Here is a 19,221-nt window from a genome sequence, read left to right as displayed (position 1 = left end):
CGGTGGCTGCCGGACTCCAGGGGGCGCGATGACGACCGAAATGCGCGGTACGGAAACCCCGGCGCGACCGGACCCCGCCGCACCGGACCCCGCCGCACCGGACGGCGTCGCGCCGGGTCGTGGCGCCCCGGGGGCCTTCGTAGCGGCGCCGTTGTTGCTCGCGCCCGCCGTGTCGCCGCGCACGCTGCTGTCGCGGGCCCTCTCGATCCCGCTCGTGCTCGGCTTCACGGTGTTCCTGCCGCTTCTCGTGGCGATCCAGCCCGGCGCGGGCGTGCACGACGCCGCGTACTACCTGCAGATCGCGCTGACCATGTACGCCGGGGCGCGGCTCTCGGCGATGATCCTGACCAGCCGCCGCAAGCTGCTGCAGGGCTCGTTCTGGCTCTTCGTCTACATGGCGATGGGGGTGGCTCCGCTCGCCCAGGCCGTCCTGGGCCGGGTGCCGACGCCGGTGGTGGGCCCGCGCTCGGACCTGACGACGGCGGTCGCCCTGGTGCTGGTCGGCTGCGCCGCCTTCGACGTGGGGTCTCTGCTGGCCCGGGGCAGGCCGGGGACGTCCCGGCGGGCGGAGGGACGGCCGGTGCTCGTCCACCGGCGGCGGCTGTATCTGCTCGTGCTGCTCGCCTTCGCGTGCAGCGGCCTGTTCATCATGAAGCTCGGCGGGCCCGCGGTGTTCTTCTCCAGCCGTCAGGAGATCATCGCGGGGATCGAGGAGGCGGGCGTCTCCCAGGCGGACTCGCAGGCCGGCCAGGCGTTCCTGCGCGGCTTCGGGACGGTCCCGGCGCTCTTCGCGCTGCTGGTGTACAGCCGCTGGCTCGTCACCTCGCGGCGGGCCCGGCGCCGGCCGATGGTGGTCACGGTGTTCCTGGCCCTGGTGGCTCTGAACCTGGTGGTGAACAACCCCATCTCGAACCCGCGTTACTGGTTCCTCACGGTGATGTTCTCGCTGCTGTTCACGGTGTTCCCGGTGAGCGCGGCGATGTACCGGTCGGCGCTGAGTCTGGGGGTGGTGATGGCGCTGATCGTCTTCCCGTTCTCGGACCGCTTCCGCTACGACGAGAAGAACTACCGCCCGGTGGAGACGACATCGGTCCTGGAGCCGTTGGCGCTCAAGGACTACGACCAGGTGGGCATGTTCGCCAACACCATCACGCTGGTCGAGTCGGGCAGCCGGCACCGGTACGGCCGTCAGCTGGCCGGGTCGGTGTTCTTCGCGGTGCCGCGTTCGGTGTGGCCGGGCAAGCCGCGCGACACCGGGGTGATGGTCGGCCAGTGGATGGGGGCGGTCAACACCAATCTCTCCTCCCCCGTCTGGGCCGAACTGTGGATCGACTTCGGCGCGGTGGGCATGGCCGCCGGGATGACGGGGCTCGGTTACGCGGCGGCGCGGGTGGACGGGCGGTTCGCCCGCCGGGGCACGCGCCGGGCGCCGCCGGGCAGTCTGATCTCGCTGGTGGTGCCGCTGGTCGCGGGGTACTCCTTCATCCTGTTGCGCGGCCCGCTGCTCCAGGCCTCCGGGCGGGTGGCGATCGCGCTGATCTGCGTCGCCCTGGTGATGACCTGGCGTCAGGACAAGGGGGCCGTGCTGCGCTGATCCTCCGGCCGGTCCTCGGCGGGCTCGGGTCGTACGCGCGCCACACGCGTCCAGGCGGCGAGCGCCTTCAGCGCCGAGCCGGCGGCCAGGCCCCAGGCCGCGCCGGGGGCGCCGGCGAGGGCGTGGCCGGCGAGCATCAGGGCGACGGAGAGCAGGGAGAAGACGACCTGGACCCCGAGCGTGGCGCGGGGACTGAGGACGCGCAGGGTGACGAGGGCGCAGGTGCCCGCGGCCATCACCGCGTACTGGCTTCCGGTGGCCGGCAGCAGGGCGGCGGTCGACTGCCAGGTGGCGCCCAGGAGTTGGCGGCCGACGCGGTCGGGCAGGGCGTACAGGACGGCGGCCCAGCCGAGGGCGACGAGAGCGAGGACGGCGGCGAGCACCGCGGCGGCCCGCACGGTCGCGCGCCGTGAGCCGGCGCGGCCGAGCAGCGGAGGACCGAAGGCGTTCACCGAGGTGAAGAGGGTGTTGAGCGGACCGAAGAGGGTGCTCGCGCCGCGGAGCGCGCCGACGACGAGGGGGCTCGCGAGGAGCCCGAGGCCGAGAACGGCGAGCTGGCTGGAGCCGCTGCCGACGGCGAACTCGACGGCGAACCGGCGGCCGAGGTGGTCCCGGCGCAGATAGCGCCGGGGCGTGCCCTTCAGCTGCCGTACGTACGGCTGGAGCAGGACGAGCCCGAGCAGGGCGGCGGGCAGGGCGGAGAGGCCCCAGGCGAGGACGAGGCGGGCCGGTGAGCTGCCGGACGGCTGGAGCAGCAGGGCCGGTACGGCGCAGGCGAGCCGGAGGAGGTCGGCGGCGAGGGCCCGGTGGGGCGTGCGCAGGGCGGAGAAGCCGTACCGCAGGCCGTCCTGGACGAGGACGACCGGGAGGACGGCGCCGAGGGCGAGCACGGCGAGTCCGGTGGGGCCGCCGATGACGGCGCCCGCCGCGAGGAGGAGCATCCCCGCGGCGGTGGAGGCGGCGGCGGTGAACGCGATGGCGGACCTGACCGCCGCGCCGACCTCGGGCTCCGCGCCCCGCTCCAGGACGAGGCTCTGGCCGACGAAGGCCGCGCCGAGGCCGAGGAGCACGGTGAAGACGATGTACACCATGGAGAAGGCGGCGAAGCCGTCCGCGCTGGAGGCGCGGGCCGCGATCACCAGGACGGCGATGTTGGTGAGGCTCGCCGCCGCCTGGTCCAGGACCGAGGCGGCGACGGTCGTGGCACGCCTCAACGGTCGCCCGCGTGGACGTCGCCGCCGCGCAGCTCGTCCGCGCGCAGGGCGCGCAGGGCGACGGTGTCGGAGCCGTCGCCGAGGAGGATCTGCTCGGGCTCCGCCGCGAACTCGTCGGGGGCGGGCGGCGGGGTGTGCCGTCGGCCGCCGCCGGGCCCCCGACGGGCCTGCTTCCCGGCGGCGCGGCGGCGGCGCCTGCCCGCGGTGTGCACGACGGCCCCGAGGACGGTGCCGCCCGCGCCCGCTATCAACTCGCGGATGCGCTGGAGGTCCGTACGGTGGACGGCGCGCGGGTCGCAGACGATGAGGACGCCGTCGACGCGGTCGACGAGCGCGAGGGCGTCGGCGTAGTTGAGGACGGGCGGGGCGAGGACGACGACGGTGGCGTTCGGCGAGTCGGCCTCGGCGATGAGCCGGGTGACCCGGGGGCCGGTGAGGGCGCGCGCCACGTTCCGCACCCGTTCGCCGGGGACCAGGCCGAAGGAGCCCGACTCGCCCGCGTCGACGGAGAGTTGGCGTCCGGTGGGCCAGCCGTTCTCCTCGGCGTCCGCGTTCTCGACCGGGTTGCTCCAGCGGGGCGCGGTCGCCGCGTGGGCGCGGAGCCGGCCCTTGAGCGTGGGGTCGCGCAGATCGGCCTCGATGAGCAGGACGTCCTTGCCGGTCTCGGCGAAGGAGGCGGCGAGGTGGGAGGCGACGGCGACGGCCGCCAGGTTGCAGCCGCGCGGGGCCACGACGAGCAGGCGGCGGCGGTCGGCGAACCGCTGGTCGTAGGCGAGCCGGAAGGCGACGGAGCGGTACTCCTCGGCGGCCCTGGGGTCCGTGTGGTCGTCGGCGAGCAGGACGTCGGTGGCGCCGCGCGGCAGGGTGCCGAGGACGGGCGCGCGCACCGCGCGGGCGACGTCGCCGGCGGAGCGGGGCGCGGGGTCGAAGACGAGCCGGACCCAGGCGGCGAGCAGGCCGAGCGCCACCCCGACGAGGGCGCCGAGGCCGAGGCTCATGGGCAGTCCGGGGCCGTCGGAGTAGCCGGGGGCGGTGGCGACCCGGATGACGGTGCCGGGCGACATGTCGAGGGACTTGAGCTGGCTGATCCGGGCGTCGAGTTCGTTGATGCGGTTGAGCAGGTTGGTCTTGACGCCGTACTCGGCGTCGCGGGCCGCCCCGTCGGGCATCCGGTCGAGTTCCTTGGTCTTCTGGTCGTGCTTCTTGGCCACCTCGTCGAGCTGCCGCTGCTGTCCGGCGAGCATGGTGGACCTCAGGTCGGTCCACTGCTTCTGGCGCAGTTCGAGGTAGGCACGGGTGACGGCGTTGGCCCGGTCGGCGGCGGCCTGGGGGGTGTCGGCGGTGTAGGTGAACTGGAGGACCTGGCTCTGGGGCGGGTTGGTGACCTGGAGGTCCTTCTGCAGGCGGCCGATGGTGCCGGTCCAGCCGAGCTTCTTCGCGGCCTGCTCGGCGACGCTGCTGCTGAGGGCGGTCTGCCGCTCCGACCCCATGTTGAGGGTCTTGTCCTGGGAGATGCTGGGGTTGAACGGGTCGTTGACGGGGGCGCGCAGCACGACCTGGCTGGTGGCCACGTAGGTGTCGGCGTTGGACATCCCGAACCAGACGCCGCCGAGGAGTCCGAGGCCGATGCCGGCGGTGATGATCGCGCGGTAGCGCAGGAGTTGGCGGAACTGGTCGCGCAGCAGCTCCGGTTCGTCGTCCTCGACCGCGGTGACGTGCGAGTGTGTCACGTGCTCGGACCCCCCAGAGCCTCGTCGATCAGTGCGTCGATCCGGGCCAGTCCGGCCGCTCGGGTCAGATGGGCCTCGACGTGTCGGGGCCCCTGGGCGCCGAGCGCGTCGGCGGCCGTCGGATCTGCGCCGAGTCTACGGATTTCGGCCAGCAGCGCGTCGGGATCTTCCGGAGGTACGAGCACTCCGGCGCCGGAGCGGAGGACTTCCTGGGCGGTGCCGCCCTCGGCGGCCACGGAGGCGACGACGGGGCGTCCCGCGGCGAAGTACGAGGTCAGTTTGGACGGCACGCTCATGTCCAGGACCGAGGCGCGCTGGGTGACGGCGAGGACGTCCGCGGCGGCGAGGGTGTCGGGGAACGCGTCGTCGCCGACGGGTGGCATGAAGTCGAGGTTGGGGACATCGGCGCCCAACTCCTCAAGGTGGGCACGCTGGTTGCCCTCGCCGAGGAGCACGATCCTGATCTTCGGGTCGCGGCGGGCCGCTTCGACGAGGATGTCGAGCCCCTGCTTGAGGCCCATGTTGCCGGAGTGCAGGACGACGGTCTCGGCGTCGTCCCAGCCGAGCCGTCGCCGTGTCTCGGCGCGGGATCCCGAAGGCCCCTGCACGTGGGACCAGTTGGGGACCAGCCGGATGCGGCGGCGGTCGACGCCCATGGCGGCGACCTTGTCGACGAAGGTCTCGTGGATCACGCCGACGAGCGCTGCCCGGCGCAGCGCGTACGTCTCCGCGCGGGCGGCGAGCGCGGCGGCGCGGTCGCCGCCCCTGATGCCGCTCTGTGCGGCCGCCGCGCCCATCAGGTCCTGGACGACGGGAACGTACGGGACGCGCCAACGGGCCGCGAGGCGGGCGCCGATGACCCCGCCGGCCAGGCTGGGCAGCTGGGCGAGCACGGCGTGCGGGCGGGCCATGCTCGGGGGCGCGAGGAGTCCGTGGGCGAGCACGCTCGCCTCGAACGCGGCGCGTTTCAGGGCGGTCTGGCGGGCGGGGACCGTGTGGCGCCTGCGGTGGACGACGACCCCGGCGCGTTCCTCCGTGCGGCGCCAGACCCCGGCGTAGGCCGGGTCCAGGGACCAGGCGGGGTAGTGCGGCATTCCGGCGAGGACGTGTGTCTCGTGCCCGCCGGCCGCCCAGTGCTCGGCTATCTGTGTGGCGTAGGGGCCTATCCCGGCGTGCTCGGGGGCATAGTTCGTGGAGACCAGAAGCAGCCGTCTGCGCACGGCCCGAGTCCCCAAGTCACCGCTCCCCGACGTCACTTCGCCCACGCGACCGCCCCTCTCCCCCAGTGACGCGAACCGGACTTCACCCTAGTCGTTCACCCACTCTCAACGGAACGTGCACGCTATCGTCGAAACTCCTTCGCGCTGGGGAGCGCGAACGCACCTGGGGGGTTTCGTACATGACCGCAGGAAGGCCGTACCGCGTCGGCTACGCACCGGGGGCCTACGACCTCTTCCACATCGGGCACCTCAACATCCTCCGCCACGCGCGCAGCCAGTGCGACTACCTGGTGGCGGGGGTGGTCTCGGACGAGATGGCGGAGCTGGCCAAGGGCCGCCGGCCGGTGATCCCGCTGGTGGAACGCCTTGAGATCGTGCGCAACGTGAAGTACGTCGACGCGGCCTTCGTGGAGACGGTGCCGGACAAGCTGGAGACCTGGAAACAGGTCAGATTCGACGTGCTGTTCAAGGGCGACGACTGGCGCGGCACGCCCAAGGGGGACCGTCTGGAGCGGGACTTCGCGGGGGTGGGGGTGGAGATCGTCTACTTCCCGTACACGATGCACACCTCCAGCACCCAGCTCCGGCGGGCGCTCGACCTCCTGACGCAGGAGGCCGAGCCGGGCACCGGGGTCGGCGGGGTCAGCGAGGGACTGCGCTGAGTTCGCGGAACCACTTGGCGAGGAAGGCGAGGAGGAACACGGCGCTCGCGACACCGAGCGCCGTGTAGCTCCAGCGGAACGCGGTTCCGAAGCCCAGGAGCAGGAAGACCAGGCAGAAGACGCCGTGGTCGACGGGGAGCAGGGCCACCGCGCGGAGCGTCGACGGCTGCGCGGCCGGGGTGCCCGGCGCCGGGCGGGGCTTGAGCTTCTCGGTCAGCAGACCGCCGAAGAAGGTGACCACGGCGGCGAGTTGGAAACCGAGGGGGACCAGGAGCCAGCCGTCGTCCGCGGTGCCGAAGTGGCCGGGGTGGCGGTAGAAGGCGATCAGCACGGCGAGGTGCAGGGCGGTGATCTTGGCGCAGTCGACGACGTGGTCGAGCCACTCCCCCGCCGGGCTGCCGCCGCCGCGCAGCCGGGCGAGCTGTCCGTCCGCGGAGTCGAAGGCGAAGCCGACGGCGAGCCCGAGCCAGACAAGGAGACCGAGGATCGGGCTCGGGCCGGAGAGGGCCACGGCGGCGACGGCGGCGAAGCTGAACCCCGCGCTGATGAGCGTGACCTGATTGGGCGTCAGGCCGCGTGCGTACGAAACGGCCGCGAGGACGCGCCCCACCGGCCGGTTGACGAACCGGGAGTAGAGCGAGACCCCCTTCGCGGACTTCTGGGCGGATCGCAGTGCGCTCAGCGCGGTACCGATCGTTCCCGAACCCGTTCCCGTTGCCGTTCCCACGAACCCCCCAGGACCTTTGCGCGAGTTTCGTACTTTCATACGTGATGCCGCACATCATGGCATCACCGGAGGGTTCGCGGTGGCGGGTCTACGCCTCCACGGGCTCGGCCTGGCGGTTCTCCTTGATCGTGATGCGACCCTTGCGGATCGTCGCGAGGCGCGGGGCGCGGCGGGCGATGGCGCTGTCGTGGGTGACCATCACGAACGTCAGACCGTGCTCCTTCCACAGCCCTTCGAGGAGGTCCACGATCTCGTCGCGCATCGACTCGTCGAGATTGCCGGTGGGCTCGTCGGCGAGCAGCACCTTGGGCCGCTTGACCAGAGCGCGGGCGATGGCGACACGCTGCTGCTGGCCACCGGAGAGTTCGGACGGCAGATGCCCGCGCCGCTCGCCCAGGCCGACGGAGTCCAGGGCCTCGGCCGCCAGAGTGCGCCGCTCGCCCGCCTTGATGCCCATGGGGACGAGCGCGGTCTCCACGTTCTCCTGGGCGGTGAGCGTCGGGATGAGGTTGAAGGACTGGAAGACGAAGCCGATGTTCTGGCTGCGGACGGCCGTCAGCCGGCTCTCCGGCAGTTTGGCCAGATCGACACCGTCCAGGACCACGCTGCCCGAGGTGGGCCGGTCGAGGCCGCCGAGCATCTGCAGCAGCGTCGACTTCCCGCCGCCGGTGGGCCCTTGGATGACCAGACGGTCGCCCTCCCTGATGGTCAGGTCGACGCCGGCGAGCGCGTCGACTCTCTCCTGACCCCTGCGGTACTGCTTGGTGACGCCGGTGAGTTCGTACATGGTGCAACTCCTGCGATACGTGAAGGGGGTGGGGGCGGCCGGCTACTCGACGCGGCGCAGCGCGTCCGCCGGTCGCAGCCGCGAGGCGCGCCAGGCGCCGAAGCCGCCCGCGACGAGCCCGCCGCCGAGGGCGAGGAGGACGGCGAGGCCGACGGTGGTGACGCTCACCGGGGCGGTGAGGGCGATGTCGAGGGTCTTGCCCCCGGCGCCCTGGCCCGCGGCGCCCATGCCGGGTCCGCCGAACATCCGGGCGCCCCCGCCGGGACCGCCGCTCGTCAGCGCGCCGGAGCCGAGCTCGGCCGTGAGGGTGGGGCTGACGGCGGTGACCAGGTACGCGCCGGCCAGGCCGACGGCGATGCCGAGGGCGCCACCGATCAGGCCGTTGACGAGCGCCTCGCCCATGACCTGCCGGGTGACCCGGCCGCTCTTCCAGCCGAGCGCCTTGAGCGTGCCGAACTCGCGCACCCGGCGGCTGACGGCCGAGGAGGTGAGCAGTCCCGCGACCAGGACCGCGGCGACGAGGACGGCGTACGACAGCCACTTGCCCACGTTGGTGGCGAGGTTGGCGGCCGTGTCGAGGGAGCCGGAGACGGTCTCGGCGAGGTCGGCGGAGGTGGTGACCGTGGTCCCGGCGACGTTCTTCTGGATGGCGGACTTGACCACGTCGATCCGCGTCGAGTCGGTCGCCTTCACATAGACGGTGGTGATCTTGTCCTTGGAGTCCGAGAGCGTCTGGGCCTGCTTGAGCGGCAGGTAGACCTGCGCGGCGGACTGGCCGCTGTCGGCGGTGGCGATGCCGATGACCTCGAACTTCACCGCCTTGACCGTGAGGGTCTCGCCGACCGCGAGGCCTTCCTGCTTGGCGTAGGCGCTGTCGACGACGACCACCTTGGCGTCGGTCTCGGCGGTCTTGAAGGTACGGCCCGCGGTGATCGTGGAGGTGGTGAGGGGGCCGAGGTCGGGGGTGGTGACGTCGGTGCCGTAGAGGGTGAAGGAGTTGACGTCGAAGGCCGCGCCGCCGCCCTCGACACGGCCTCCGCCGCCGTTTCCTCCGCCGCTCCCACCGCCGGGGCCACCGGGCTGGGCGGGCTGCGTCTGCCGGAACTCGCCGCGCTTGAACTCGCCGTCGATCTTGAGGTTGGTCAGGCTGAGGCCGCCGACGGCCTGGGCGACGCCGTCCTGCTTGGCGACGGTGGTGACGGTCGAGGCCGCCAGGGTCTGGAAGCCCTGGACCATCAGCCGGTCACTGCTCTGTTCCTCGCCGTCCTCGCCGGCGTCGAACTCGAACCGCGGCCGCTGCGCCTGCTGACCGGCCTGGGGCTCCTCGCGGGCCTTGGTGACGGTCAGGTCGGTGCCGAGACCGTAGAGGGACTCCAGGACCTGGGTCTGGGCCTGCTTCATGCCGGAGGCCACGGAGTTGACGACGATGACCAACGCGATACCGAGCGCGAGCCCGGAGGCGACGACGAGCGCCGCCTTTCTGCGGCGGCGCAGCTCGCGCCGGAGGTAGGTGAAGAACATGGACGCGAAGCTAGGGGCGTGCGGTGATGGCTGGATAAGGCCCACGTGAGAGTGGGATGAGAGTCGGGCACGGGCGGGTGGCGGAGCGGGTACGGACCCGCGGGCCGCCGTGCCCACGGGCGGGTGGCGGAGCCGGTACGGACGCGCGGGCGAAGGAGCCGTGTGGAGGAGCGAATTGCGGCCCCGGGTGAGTCAGGTCGTGTACGCCAGGGGGTCGCGCAGGACCTGGCGGACGACGTACGCGGCCGCGCCGCGCGACGCCGGGGTCGCGGGGGACGGGGGCGACGCGGCGCGCAGGCGTCCAGCCGCCGGGGTCCAGAGGCCGGAGACCACGCGGTGGGCGAGTTCGGCGTCCACGGCGGGGCCGAGCCGGGCCATCAGCCGGGGGTAGAGGCCGCCGAGGACGACCGCCTCGGGGTCGAGCAGGTTCACCGCGCCGGAGAGCGCGAGCCCCAGCATCCGCCCCGCCCCCTCGACGGCGGCCACCGCCCTGGGCTCCCCCGCTTCGGCGGCGCGGGCCAGTTCCTCGACGCCGACGGCCCCGGCCGCCCGCAGCAGCGCCGACTGGCCGGCGTACTGCTCCAGGCACCCGCGCGAGCCGCAGCGGCACAGCGGGCCGTCGGCGTCCACGGGCAGATGGCCGATCTCGCCGGCGAAGCCGTGGGCGCCGCGCAGCAGTTCACCGTTGACGACGATCGCGCCGCCGACGCCGATCTCGCCGGTCAGGTAGAGGAAGCTCCGTACGTCACCGAGGGTGCCGAACCACAGTTCCGCGAGCGCGGCGGCGTTCGCCTCGTTGTCGGAGGTGACCGTGAGGTCCGAGGTGCCCGGGAGGCCTGCGGTGCCCGGGAGGCCTGCGGTGCCCGGGAGGCCGGCGGTGCCCGGGAGGCCTGCGGTCCCGCGCGTCCCCGGCCACCGCTCGGCGAGGGCCTCGCCGAACAGCCGGTCGGCGGGTACGCGGTTCCAGCCGAGGTTCGGCGCCTGGTGGACGGTTCCGGAGGAGACCAGGCCCGGCAGGGCGAGCCGTACCCCGGCCGGGCGCAGATCCCGCTCGGCCGCGCTCCGCAGAGCCTCGGCCGCGAGCCCTGCCGCGCGCGCGAGGAGTTCGGCCGGTTCGGCCGTGCGGTGGGCACCGTGGTCGAGGGGCTCGGTGAACCGGACGCGATCGGCTCCGGCGAGGTCGACGACGCACACGGAGACGTAGTCGACGTTGATCTCGACCCCGAGCCCGGCAGGGCCGGTGCCGGCCGGCTTCAGGACCGTTCCGGGCCGACCCGCCTGGCCGCTGAAGGTCTTGCCCGACTCGACCAGGAAGCCCTGCTCCAGGAGCTGTTCCACCAGGGAGGAGACGGCGGCGCGGGTGAGTCCGACGCGCGCCGCGACGGCCGCGCGTGTCGTCTCGCCGGCGTCGTGGACGGTGCGCAGGACGAGGCTCAGATTGTGGCGTCGCACGCTCGCCTTGTCGGCCTTGGGCTCCCGGGTCGGTGGGGTCTTCTTCATCGTGCCCGAGCCTAGCCCTCCTCCGTCCCCTTCTCCCTCAGCCGTCTCTCTTGTCCGGCTGCCGGACACCGGGCGCCACGCGGGGTCTACGCTCTCACCCCCAAGGGGTGCCCTGTGGCCCGACCCGGTGACGGCGGCCCTCGCCCGCCCGCACCGGCTGCTGCGCCCCCTGCTCGAACCGTCCACCACGCACCCTTCCCCGAGAGGTCCGCACTCATGAAGATCCTGGTCGTCGGCGCCGGAGCCACCGGAGGCTACTTCGGGGCCCTGCTCGCCCGTTCCGGACAGGACGTCACCTTCCTGGTCCGACCGCGCCGCGCCGCCGCACTGCGCGAGCGCGCCCTGCGACTCGTCGGCCGGGGCGAGGAGTGGTCCGTCGAACCCCGGCTCGTCACGGCCGACGCGCTGGACACGACGTACGACCTGGTCCTGCTCTCGGTGAAGTCCACGGCCCTCGATCAGGCGATGGAGGACGTGGCACCGGCCGTCGGACCGGACACCGTGATCGTGCCGCTGCTGAACGGCCTCGCCCACGTCGACGCCCTGAACGCCCGCTTCGGCGCCGCACGGGTCCTCGGCGGTGTCGCCAAGGTGGTCACCACGCTCGACGAGAACGGGGACATCGTCCGCCTCGCGCCGCTCGCCCATCTGACGATCGGCGAGCAGGACGGGACGCCCACCGCGCGCGTGGAGAAGGTCCGGTCCGTGCTGGCCGAGGCCGGTATCGACGTCCTGGTGCCGTCGGACGTGCTGACGTCCATGTGGCACAAGTGGGTCTTCATCACGACGTTCGGCGCGGTGACGAGCCTGACGCGGGGCACGGTCGGGGAGGTCAACGCCGTGCCGGGCGGCGCGGAGCTGGGCCCGGCGGTCCTCGCCGAGGCGGTGGCGGTCGCGGAAGCGGCCGGGCATCCCGTACCGGAGGCGGAACGGGACGCGACCCTCGGCATCGTGACCGCCACCGGCTCCCCGATGGTGCCCTCCCTCTACCGCGACCTGGTCGCCGGCCGCCCGACAGAGGTGGAGCACCTCTTCGGCGACCTGGTGGCCCGCGCGCGTGCCCTGTCCGTGCCCACTCCGCTGCTCGACCTGGCGACCCTGCACCTCCGTGTCCACCAGGCACGGGTCACGGCCGCCGACTGATCCCGTCGGCCGGTCCCGTCGACCGAACCCGTTGTCAGAGGCGCTCGTTAGGGTGCGGTGCAACTGATCGACAAGGGACAGGGGGAGGGCCAGTGGGGCGCTCGGAGTACGTCGTGGACAGCCCGGACAGCACGGAGCACGTGGCTCCGGAGGTCCCGGGAGCCTCCCCGCTCGACGAGGACACCTTCGTCCTGCCCGCCGCCTGGAAGCGGAATCTGCACCCGCGACGCGGCGGGGTCCGGCGCACCGTGCCCGCGGGCGCCGCCGACGCGCCGGAGAGGCTCCGCGGGTGGCTCGCGCGCGACGCCGACGCGATCGAGCACGCGCTGGACTCCGAGCAGAGCGACCCCGCGCTCGTCGAGGCCGCCCGCGCGCACCGGGACGGCGGGCCCGACGCCGTCGGCGCCGCGGCGCTCGCGCGGATGCTCAACCTCCAGCAAGGAGGCTATGGAACGGTCGCGGACGCCTGGGCCGCGGAGTTCGGGCTGCCGTTCGCCGCCTGCGCGGCGGTCGAGCTGGGCGAGACGCGGAACATGTGGCTGAAGGAGGACCGGAGGAGCGTCCTCGTCGGGGTCGAGGCGAACCCCGAGGATTCGAGCGGCTGGGGACACGGCGTCACCATGGTGGCGCTCGAGCGGGTCAGGGCCCTGCTGGCGGAGGCGGACGAGGCCGACTACCGCGCCGCGGTCGAGGCGCTGGCAGGGCACCGCCACGGTGTCCGCAGGGCGGTCAGGGTGTCGTTCCTCGTCCCCTCGGAGAGCGCGTGGGTGGAGGAGTGCTGCGCGCGGCTGAGCCATCCCGTCCACGCCGACTCCCTGGTGCGCAGGATGCTGCTGTGTTCGCTCGGGACCGCCGAGCAGGTCGCCCTGTTCGGCGACCGCTGCGACCTGGGTTGGCGCGGCTGGAACCCTGCCGTCGTCGCGACGCTCGGCGAGGGCGTGGGCGCGGCCATGGCGCCCCTGCTCGCCGGTGAGCTGAACGGCCCCCACATCGACGCGGAGGGCGTCAAGGCCATGGCCGCGGCGCTCGGCGAACTGCCTTCGGACGAGGCCTTCCGCCATCTGCTCGCCCGTGTCGACGACAAGCGTGTGCGGGGCACCGTAGTCACCGCCGCGCACCGCCACCCGGTGCGGGCCCTGCGCCTGCTGGCGGAGGCCGCCGGTGCGGACGGTACGGGCACAGGCGGTTCGGGCACGAGCGGTGCGGGCACCTCGGCGGTCACGGTCCGCAGGCTCCTCACGGCCCATGTCGCGGCCCATCGTGAGACGGCCCTCGCCCTGCTGCCCGATCTGCCCGAGGAGGCGGCCGCGCTCGTCGGGCCGCTCGCGCGCCAGGACGGACGCGTCGAGGACGTCGCCCTCGACTCCCTGCCCGAGGTGCTGACATCCCCGCCCTGGACCCGTCCCCGCAAGGTCGTCAAGCCCAAGGTGGTGGCCGGGCTCGTCGCCCCGGCGGACCCCCGCATCGCGTGGGAACCGGGCGAGCAGCAGCAGTGGGCGGTCGCCGAGTCCTGGGTCACCGGCTGGCAGCCGTACCGGCCGATGGAGGAGCTGATCGAGCAGGCACGCTCGGGCCTCCTGAGCTCCTGGCACGACGTGGCGGTGTTCACGTACGGCCCCGTCGAGGCGGTCCGGCCGCTGATCGCCGACTGGAGCGGCGGCGACGGCATCCACGACGGCCCGAACACCTACAAGCCGTTCGTCGCCCGCCACGAACTCCTCGCGCTCCCCACGGTCGTCCGCGTCGCCACGAACCATCCGACCTCGATGGCGCCGCTCCTCATGCCCTTCGTCAGTCCCGACGTGGCCCGGCTGATGGCCGACTGGCTGGACCGGCTCAAGGTGGCCGGCAGGACGGCCACGGCCTGGTTCGCCCGGCACGGCGCCGACGCGGCGCGGCTGCTCGTTCCCGACGCCCTGGGCAGGCCCGGCGCGGCACGGACCGCCGCCGAGCGGGCGCTCGCGCTGATCGTGTCGGCGCACGGTGCCGAGGTCGTACGGAAGGCGGCGGCGGAGTACGGCCAGGAGGCGTCCGAGGCGATCGAACTCCTCCTCGACTCCGATCCTCTGACGGCCGGGCTGCCCGCCCGGATGCCCGAGCCGGGTGCCTGGGCCGATCCGCTCGCGCTTCCGCAGCTCCTGACGTCCGGCGGCGGCGCGCTCCCGCCCTCGGCCGTGGGCCATGTCCTCACCATGCTCGCGCTGTCCACACCGGGCGCGGTGTACCCGGGCCTGGGCGTCGTACGGGAGCTGTGCGCGAAGGACTCCCTCACGGCGTTCGCCTGGGCGCTGTTCGAGGAGTGGCAGTTCGGGGGGATGCCCTCGAAGGACGCGTGGGCGCTCCGCGCGCTCGGCTGGTTCGGCGACGACGACACGGTCCGCGCGCTGGCCCCGATCGTCCGCGCCTGGCCGGGCGAGGGTGCGCACCAGCGGGCGGTCGACGGGCTCGACGTGCTGGCCGCGATCGGTACGGACGTGGCCCTGCTGCACCTGCACGGCATCGCGCAGCGGGTGAGGTTCAAGGCGCTGAAGCTGCGCGCCCAGGAGAAGATCGCCTCGGTCGCCGCCGATCTCGGCCTGACGGCCGATCAGCTGGGTGACCGGCTGGTGCCGGATCTCGGCCTGGACCCCGACGGCGGCACGGTCGTCGACTACGGCGACCGCGCCTTCACGGTCGGCTTCGACGAGCAACTGAAGCCCTTCGTGCGGGACGGGGCCGGGCAGCGCCTGAAGGATCTGCCGAAGCCCGGCGTACGGGACGACGCGGAGCTCGCCCCGGCCGAGCGCAAGCGGTTCGCCGCCCTGAAGAAGGAGGCCCGGACGGTCGTCTCCGAGCAGGTGCGGCGCCTGGAGCAGGCGATGGTGACCGGGCGCTCCTGGACGGGAGGAGAGTTCCGCCGGCTGTTCGTGGACCATCCGTTGATGGGGCTCCTGGTGCGGCGTCTGGTGTGGCTGGCCGAGGAGCCGGGGACGGTCACCGCGTTCCGGGTGGCCGAGGACCGTACGTACGCGGATGCCGGCGACCGGACGGTGACCGTCGCCGACGACGCGACCGTCACGCTCCCCCACCCCCTGCACCTGGACGGCGCGGTCGCCACCTGGTCGGAGCTGTTCGCCGCGTACAAGATCGTGCAGCCCTTCTCCCAGCTCGACCGGCCTGTCCTCGCCGTGACCGACGAGGAGGCCGCCGGTGCGCGCCTGGCCAGGTTCGAGGGGGTGACCGTGCCGGTGGGCAGGCTGCTGGGTCTGCAGAAGCGCGGATGGGAGCGGGGCGAGCCGCAGGACGCGGGCGTGGAGCGGTGGTTCTCCCGGCGGCTCGGGCCCGAGCGGTATCTGGTCATCGCCCTGGAGCAGGGCATCGCGGTGGGCCATGTCGAGATGTTCGAGGAGCAGACGCTGGAGACGATCTGGCTCGACAGGCGGCCTGGCGACCACTGGCCGTCTCGTACATACCCGCTGACCTTCGCCGACCTCGACCCGGTGACCGTCTCCGAACTCCTCGCCGACCTCACGGAGCTGACGGCCACGGAGGCCGGCTCCCGGGCACCGCGGCCCCGGCCGTGACCCGCCGGACACGACCTACTGTCCTGACTCAGGGATTCAGTCCCAGTCCTGCAGCCGCTGGAGCAGCCCGGCGTCGCCCTCCATCCGCACCGCGTCGGCCGGGACGCGCATGTACATCAGCAGGGCCAGCTCGCTCGCCGTGCCGTGTAGGGCGGCGGTGGGCTTGCTGTCGGCGGCCTCCGCCGGGGTGAGGCGGGTGAAGCGGGAGCCGGCGGCGTCCAGCGTCTGGCGCCAGGAGCGGCCCTCGGCCGTGTGGTAGTCCATGGTGGCGGGCTCCCCCGGCCACGGAGTCGTGACGGTGCAGACGGTGGCGAGGAACTCCTCGGCAGCGTCGAGCGCCTCGGTCGTCGGCAACTCCTGCGGGGCGCCGGAGGCCAGCTGGGCGTCGTAGGTGTGAATCATCGACTCCGGGACGCGGCGGCGGGCCGCGGCGGCCACCGTGTGCGGCGAGGCCAGCGGCTCCCACCAGGCCCAGCAGGACCGGTCCGGGCCGGCCTCGCGCAGGGCGGCCAGCAGCTGCTCCGTCGAGTCGGCCAGCCAGGCCACCAGGGCCTCGCGCTCCCTGGGCGCCGCCAGCCCGTCCTTGCTCGGCCGCTCGTCGCCCGGCGCGGTGTTCAGCACGATGTGGGCCCAGAACCGGTCCCCCTCGCTGAGGTGGTTCGCCAGGTCGTACAGCTTCCACCCGGGGCAGGACGGGACGTCGGCGTCGAGGCTCGGGGCGGCGGTGATCGCGGCGCGGAACGCGGCGGACCGCTCGTCGATCATCCGCAGCAGGGTGGGGAAGTCGAGATTCTCAGTCACGCGGGATCTTCTATCACCCGGCCGGATGCCCACGCACCCGATTAAGTCGCGCCCCTGGCGTCCTGAGTCCTCGATCCGACGCCACCGGCTCGGCCGCCTTCAGCCCGGGACGTCCATGCATTGATCAACGACGGATCAAGGACTCTGGACACTAGCGGCTGAGCCAGCCGCGCAGGAGTCTGCTCACGGCCGGCATCGACACGTAGGTCATCAGGACGTTGAAGACACCGGCGACGACCGCGCTGCTCAGCACGTACGGCAGCGAGGTCAGCCGGGGCACCAGGAAGTAGCCGCCGAGGAGGGAGATCGGGTAGATCGCCAGCGTGGCGCTGATCGCCATCTTCCATCGCGGGGGCGCGGGCCGGGTCGAGCCCGGCTTGGCGAACCAGGTCTCCATGCCGGTCAGGACCCGCCGGGCGATCTCGACGTGGTGGTGGCCCTCGCAGTCGGCGAACCAGGCCGCCCGCTCCGGCGACTCCTGCCACGCCCGGCAGGCCTCCGCGTCGCGGAAGCGGTGGACGAGGAACCAGGGGGCGTCGCCGCCGGAGGAGCGGAAGAAGCCGTAGCCGAGGTGGCCGGGGAAGGCCGCCGCGCTCTCCAGGATGCCCTTCGCCCACCGCTCGAAGTCGGCTTCGTGCCCGGGGTCGACCCGACGGGCTATCAGCAGGGTCACCTCGCCGGTGTCGGCGGGGACGGTGGGGTGCTCAAGACTCACCGCGGTCACTCGTACTCCTCGTGATCACACCGCGCCCGCCGCCACTGTACGCGCCGCCGGGCCGAGGGACGCGGGTGAGGGGTGCCCGCCCGGCTCGGCGAGAAGGGTCACTCCTCGCCGAGCCGGGCGTCCGCGGCCGTACGCGGTCCTCCTCCTCGGCCCGCCCCGCCGGCCGGCGTTCGGGCTCACCCCACCTCCGCCCCCGCGGGAGAGTCGTCGAGGAAGCCGCCCGACTGGTGCGCCCAGAGCTTCGCGTAGGCGCCGCCCGTGGCGAGCAGTTCCTGGTGCGTGCCCTGTTCGATGATGCGCCCCCGGTCGAGGACGACGAGGCGGTCCATGCCGGCGACCGTGCTGAGCCGGTGGGCCACCACGAGCGCGGTCCGCCCCTCCATGAGGCGCCACAGCGCGTCCTGGACGAGGATCTCGCTCTCGGAGTCGAGGGCGCTGGTCGCCTCGTCGAGCAGCAGGATCGGCGCGTCCCGCAGGATCGCCCGGGCCAGGGCGACCCGCTGGCGCTGGCCGCCGGAGAGCTTCACGCCGCGCTCGCCCACCATCGTGTCGAAGCCGTCGGGCAGCGCGTCGGCGAACTCGGTGACGTGGGCGGCCTCGGCCGCGCGGCGGATCTCCGCCTCCGTGGCGTCCGGCCTGGCGAAGGCGATGTTGTCCCGCAGCGAGCGGTGGAACATCGCCGGGTCCTGCGGTACGTAGGAGATCTGGTCGCGCAGATCCTTCTGGCGCAGCCGGCTGATGTCCTGGCCGCCGATCAGGATCCGCCCGTCGTCGATGTCCGTCATCCGCAGGAGCAGCCGGGTGAGCGACGTCTTGCCGCCGCCGGACCGGCCGACGAGGCCGAACTTCGCCCCGCTGGGCACGTCGAGATCGAGCCCCTTGAACAGCGGCTCCGCGCCCGCGTGGGAGAACGTCACCCGCTCGAAGCGCACGTCGGCCGACCCTGCGACGAGCGGCTCAGGGGCCGGCGGGTCGAGCACGGTGGGCGGGTCCATGAGCAGCTCGGTGAACTGCGCCGCCTCCGTCATGGAGCTCTCCAGGCGGCGGTAGATCTGGTTGAACTCGAACATGATGCGGGTGGCGTTGGCGTAGTACGTGAAGGCGACGATGACCGCCTCCACCCCGAGCTCTCCCCCGCCGAGCGAGAGCGCGAGCAGCAGGCCCAGGACGTTGGTCAGCACGGACATCGGCGCGACGAGCGTGTCGATGCGCAGGTTGCCGTAGTCCCAGGAGCGCAGCGTGAGACGGCGCGACTCCGCGACGCGCGAGCGGTGTTCGGAGGCCTCGCGCTCCTCGGCGGCGAAGGCGCGGACGGTGTCCATGTTCATCAGGCTGTCGGCGACGTGCCCGGAGACCCGGGCGATGGCCTGCTCCCGCTGGGCGACGAGCGCCTGTCGGCGCCGGATCAGGGGCGCCACGCCCACCGCCGTGACCGGGATCATCGTCAGCAGCCCGACGACGAGGAGCGGGTCGTACTGCCAGAGCACCACCGACGCGAACGCCAGCGGCACGAGGCTGCCCATGACGGAGAACGTCAGCGTGTCGACGAACTCCTCGAAGCGGGAGGCGAAGCTGAGGACCCGCTTGGTGAGCGACCCGGCGAAGTTGTCGTGGAAGAACGAGGAGTCCTTGGCGAAGAGTTCACCCATTCCGACGACGTACAGGTGCTCGATGCCACGGGCGTCGAGCCGGTTCAGACAGTGCAGCCCGACGCGCCACAGCGCCTCGGAGAACAGCAGGACGCCGGCGAAGGCGAGGACGTACGGGAGCATCGGGCCGATCGCGAAGACGGCGGCGCCGTCCTTGGCGATCCGGCCGACGAGCTTGGCGACGATCAGCGGCGCCACGTAGTTGATGCCGACGTTGCCGAGCGCGGGCAGCAGCATCGCGGGCAGGGTCAGCCGGCGGAGCAGAGCCAGTTCCCGCCCGTAGTAGCGGAGTGCGAGGAGGACGGAACCCCTGCTTGGGGCTCCTTCGGACGATTGATGTGATTCCATCACGAGCCTGTACTTTTGGACCATCGAGTGAGCCACAA

Annotated in this window: 14 protein-coding genes; 4 read left to right on the top strand and 10 right to left on the bottom strand. The window is 73.0% G+C overall.

The annotated features are described in order from the left end of the window. The first annotated feature begins 28 nt into the window (after positions 1-28). Positions 29-1,594 carry a hypothetical protein gene (locus tag AB0E14_RS06490; protein WP_362413022.1) on the top strand — a complete coding sequence of 522 codons (1,566 nt, stop codon included), beginning with the start codon at positions 29-31 and terminating at the stop codon, positions 1,592-1,594. Here AB0E14_RS06490 and AB0E14_RS06485 read toward each other — a convergent pair. The 3 genes from AB0E14_RS06485 to AB0E14_RS06475 are packed head-to-tail and all read right to left on the bottom strand — an operon-like array spanning position 1,567 to position 5,758. Continuing rightward, a complete protein-coding gene (locus AB0E14_RS06485) occupies positions 1,567-2,808 on the bottom strand; it encodes a hypothetical protein (RefSeq protein ID WP_362413019.1) in 1,242 nt (413 codons plus the stop codon). The genes AB0E14_RS06490 and AB0E14_RS06485 overlap by 28 nt on opposite strands. Further along, positions 2,805-4,538, bottom strand: a complete 1,734-nt coding sequence (locus AB0E14_RS06480) for a lipopolysaccharide biosynthesis protein (RefSeq protein ID WP_362413016.1) — start codon at positions 4,536-4,538, stop codon at positions 2,805-2,807. The genes AB0E14_RS06485 and AB0E14_RS06480 overlap by 4 nt, the downstream gene beginning before the upstream one ends. After that, positions 4,535-5,758 (bottom strand): glycosyltransferase family 4 protein, encoded by a 1,224-nt coding sequence (locus tag AB0E14_RS06475; RefSeq protein WP_362413013.1) that lies wholly within the window; start codon positions 5,756-5,758, stop codon positions 4,535-4,537. The genes AB0E14_RS06480 and AB0E14_RS06475 overlap by 4 nt, the downstream gene beginning before the upstream one ends. A gap of 179 nt (positions 5,759-5,937) precedes the next feature. Here AB0E14_RS06475 and AB0E14_RS06470 point away from each other — a divergent pair, with 179 nt between their 5' ends. Further along, complete coding sequence (locus AB0E14_RS06470; protein WP_362413010.1) at positions 5,938-6,420, top strand: adenylyltransferase/cytidyltransferase family protein; 483 nt, start codon at positions 5,938-5,940, stop codon at positions 6,418-6,420. Here the strand turns inward: AB0E14_RS06470 and AB0E14_RS06465 are convergent. From AB0E14_RS06465 to AB0E14_RS06450, 4 genes are all read right to left on the bottom strand, one after another. Next, complete coding sequence (locus AB0E14_RS06465) at positions 6,401-7,147, bottom strand: CDP-alcohol phosphatidyltransferase family protein (RefSeq protein WP_362413006.1); 747 nt, start codon at positions 7,145-7,147, stop codon at positions 6,401-6,403. The two genes, AB0E14_RS06470 and AB0E14_RS06465, sit on opposite strands and share 20 nt — an antisense overlap. 88 nt (positions 7,148-7,235) lie before the next feature. Continuing rightward, on the bottom strand, positions 7,236-7,934 hold the full coding sequence (locus AB0E14_RS06460) for an ABC transporter ATP-binding protein (protein ID WP_362413003.1): 699 nt from the start codon (positions 7,932-7,934) through the stop codon (positions 7,236-7,238). Positions 7,935-7,976: 42 nt separating this feature from the next. After that, positions 7,977-9,455, bottom strand: a complete 1,479-nt coding sequence (locus AB0E14_RS06455) for an ABC transporter permease (protein WP_362413000.1) — start codon at positions 9,453-9,455, stop codon at positions 7,977-7,979. A gap of 192 nt (positions 9,456-9,647) precedes the next feature. After that, entirely contained in the window at positions 9,648-10,955 is a 1,308-nt protein-coding gene (locus AB0E14_RS06450) for an ROK family transcriptional regulator (protein WP_362412996.1), read from the bottom strand. A 216-nt stretch (positions 10,956-11,171) separates the two neighbouring features. Between AB0E14_RS06450 and AB0E14_RS06445 the strand changes: the two genes are divergently transcribed. Together AB0E14_RS06445 and AB0E14_RS06440 are read left to right on the top strand one after the other, a co-directional pair. Next, a complete protein-coding gene (locus AB0E14_RS06445) occupies positions 11,172-12,098 on the top strand; it encodes a ketopantoate reductase family protein (protein ID WP_362412993.1) in 927 nt (308 codons plus the stop codon). Positions 12,099-12,190: 92 nt separating this feature from the next. Next, complete coding sequence (locus tag AB0E14_RS06440) at positions 12,191-15,661, top strand: DUF4132 domain-containing protein (RefSeq protein WP_362412990.1); 3,471 nt, start codon at positions 12,191-12,193, stop codon at positions 15,659-15,661. A 36-nt stretch (positions 15,662-15,697) separates the two neighbouring features. Here the strand turns inward: AB0E14_RS06440 and AB0E14_RS06435 are convergent, their stop codons facing one another. The 3 genes from AB0E14_RS06435 to AB0E14_RS06425 all read right to left on the bottom strand — a co-directional run bounded on the left by AB0E14_RS06435 (position 15,698) and on the right by AB0E14_RS06425 (position 19,183). Continuing rightward, entirely contained in the window at positions 15,698-16,462 is a 765-nt protein-coding gene (locus tag AB0E14_RS06435) for a maleylpyruvate isomerase family mycothiol-dependent enzyme (protein ID WP_362412987.1), read from the bottom strand. 151 nt (positions 16,463-16,613) lie between these two features. Beyond that, positions 16,614-17,186 (bottom strand): antibiotic biosynthesis monooxygenase, encoded by a 573-nt coding sequence (locus AB0E14_RS06430; protein ID WP_362412984.1) that lies wholly within the window; start codon positions 17,184-17,186, stop codon positions 16,614-16,616. A 176-nt stretch (positions 17,187-17,362) separates the two neighbouring features. Then, a complete protein-coding gene (locus tag AB0E14_RS06425; protein WP_362412981.1) occupies positions 17,363-19,183 on the bottom strand; it encodes an ABC transporter ATP-binding protein in 1,821 nt (606 codons plus the stop codon). Positions 19,184-19,221 lie beyond the last annotated feature (38 nt).

The organism is Streptomyces sp. NPDC047981 (assembly GCF_040653315.1).
Taxonomy (GTDB): domain Bacteria; phylum Actinomycetota; class Actinomycetes; order Streptomycetales; family Streptomycetaceae; genus Streptomyces.
The sequence above is the reverse complement of the archived record's forward strand: the minus strand, read 5'-3'. Positions and strand labels throughout refer to the sequence as shown.

Excerpts from the sequence above, each read along its gene's own strand:
- AB0E14_RS06470 (WP_362413010.1), top strand. The coding sequence starts at position 5,938 with ATGACCGCAGGAAGGCCGTACCGCGTCGGCTACGCACCGGGGGCCTAC.
- AB0E14_RS06455 (WP_362413000.1), bottom strand. The coding sequence starts at position 9,455 with ATGTTCTTCACCTACCTCCGGCGCGAGCTGCGCCGCCGCAGAAAGGCG.
- AB0E14_RS06460 (WP_362413003.1), bottom strand. The coding sequence starts at position 7,934 with ATGTACGAACTCACCGGCGTCACCAAGCAGTACCGCAGGGGTCAGGAG.
- AB0E14_RS06425 (WP_362412981.1), bottom strand. The coding sequence starts at position 19,183 with ATGGAATCACATCAATCGTCCGAAGGAGCCCCAAGCAGGGGTTCCGTC.
- AB0E14_RS06450 (WP_362412996.1), bottom strand. The coding sequence starts at position 10,955 with ATGAAGAAGACCCCACCGACCCGGGAGCCCAAGGCCGACAAGGCGAGC.
- AB0E14_RS06490 (WP_362413022.1), top strand. The coding sequence starts at position 29 with ATGACGACCGAAATGCGCGGTACGGAAACCCCGGCGCGACCGGACCCC.
- AB0E14_RS06445 (WP_362412993.1), top strand. The coding sequence starts at position 11,172 with ATGAAGATCCTGGTCGTCGGCGCCGGAGCCACCGGAGGCTACTTCGGG.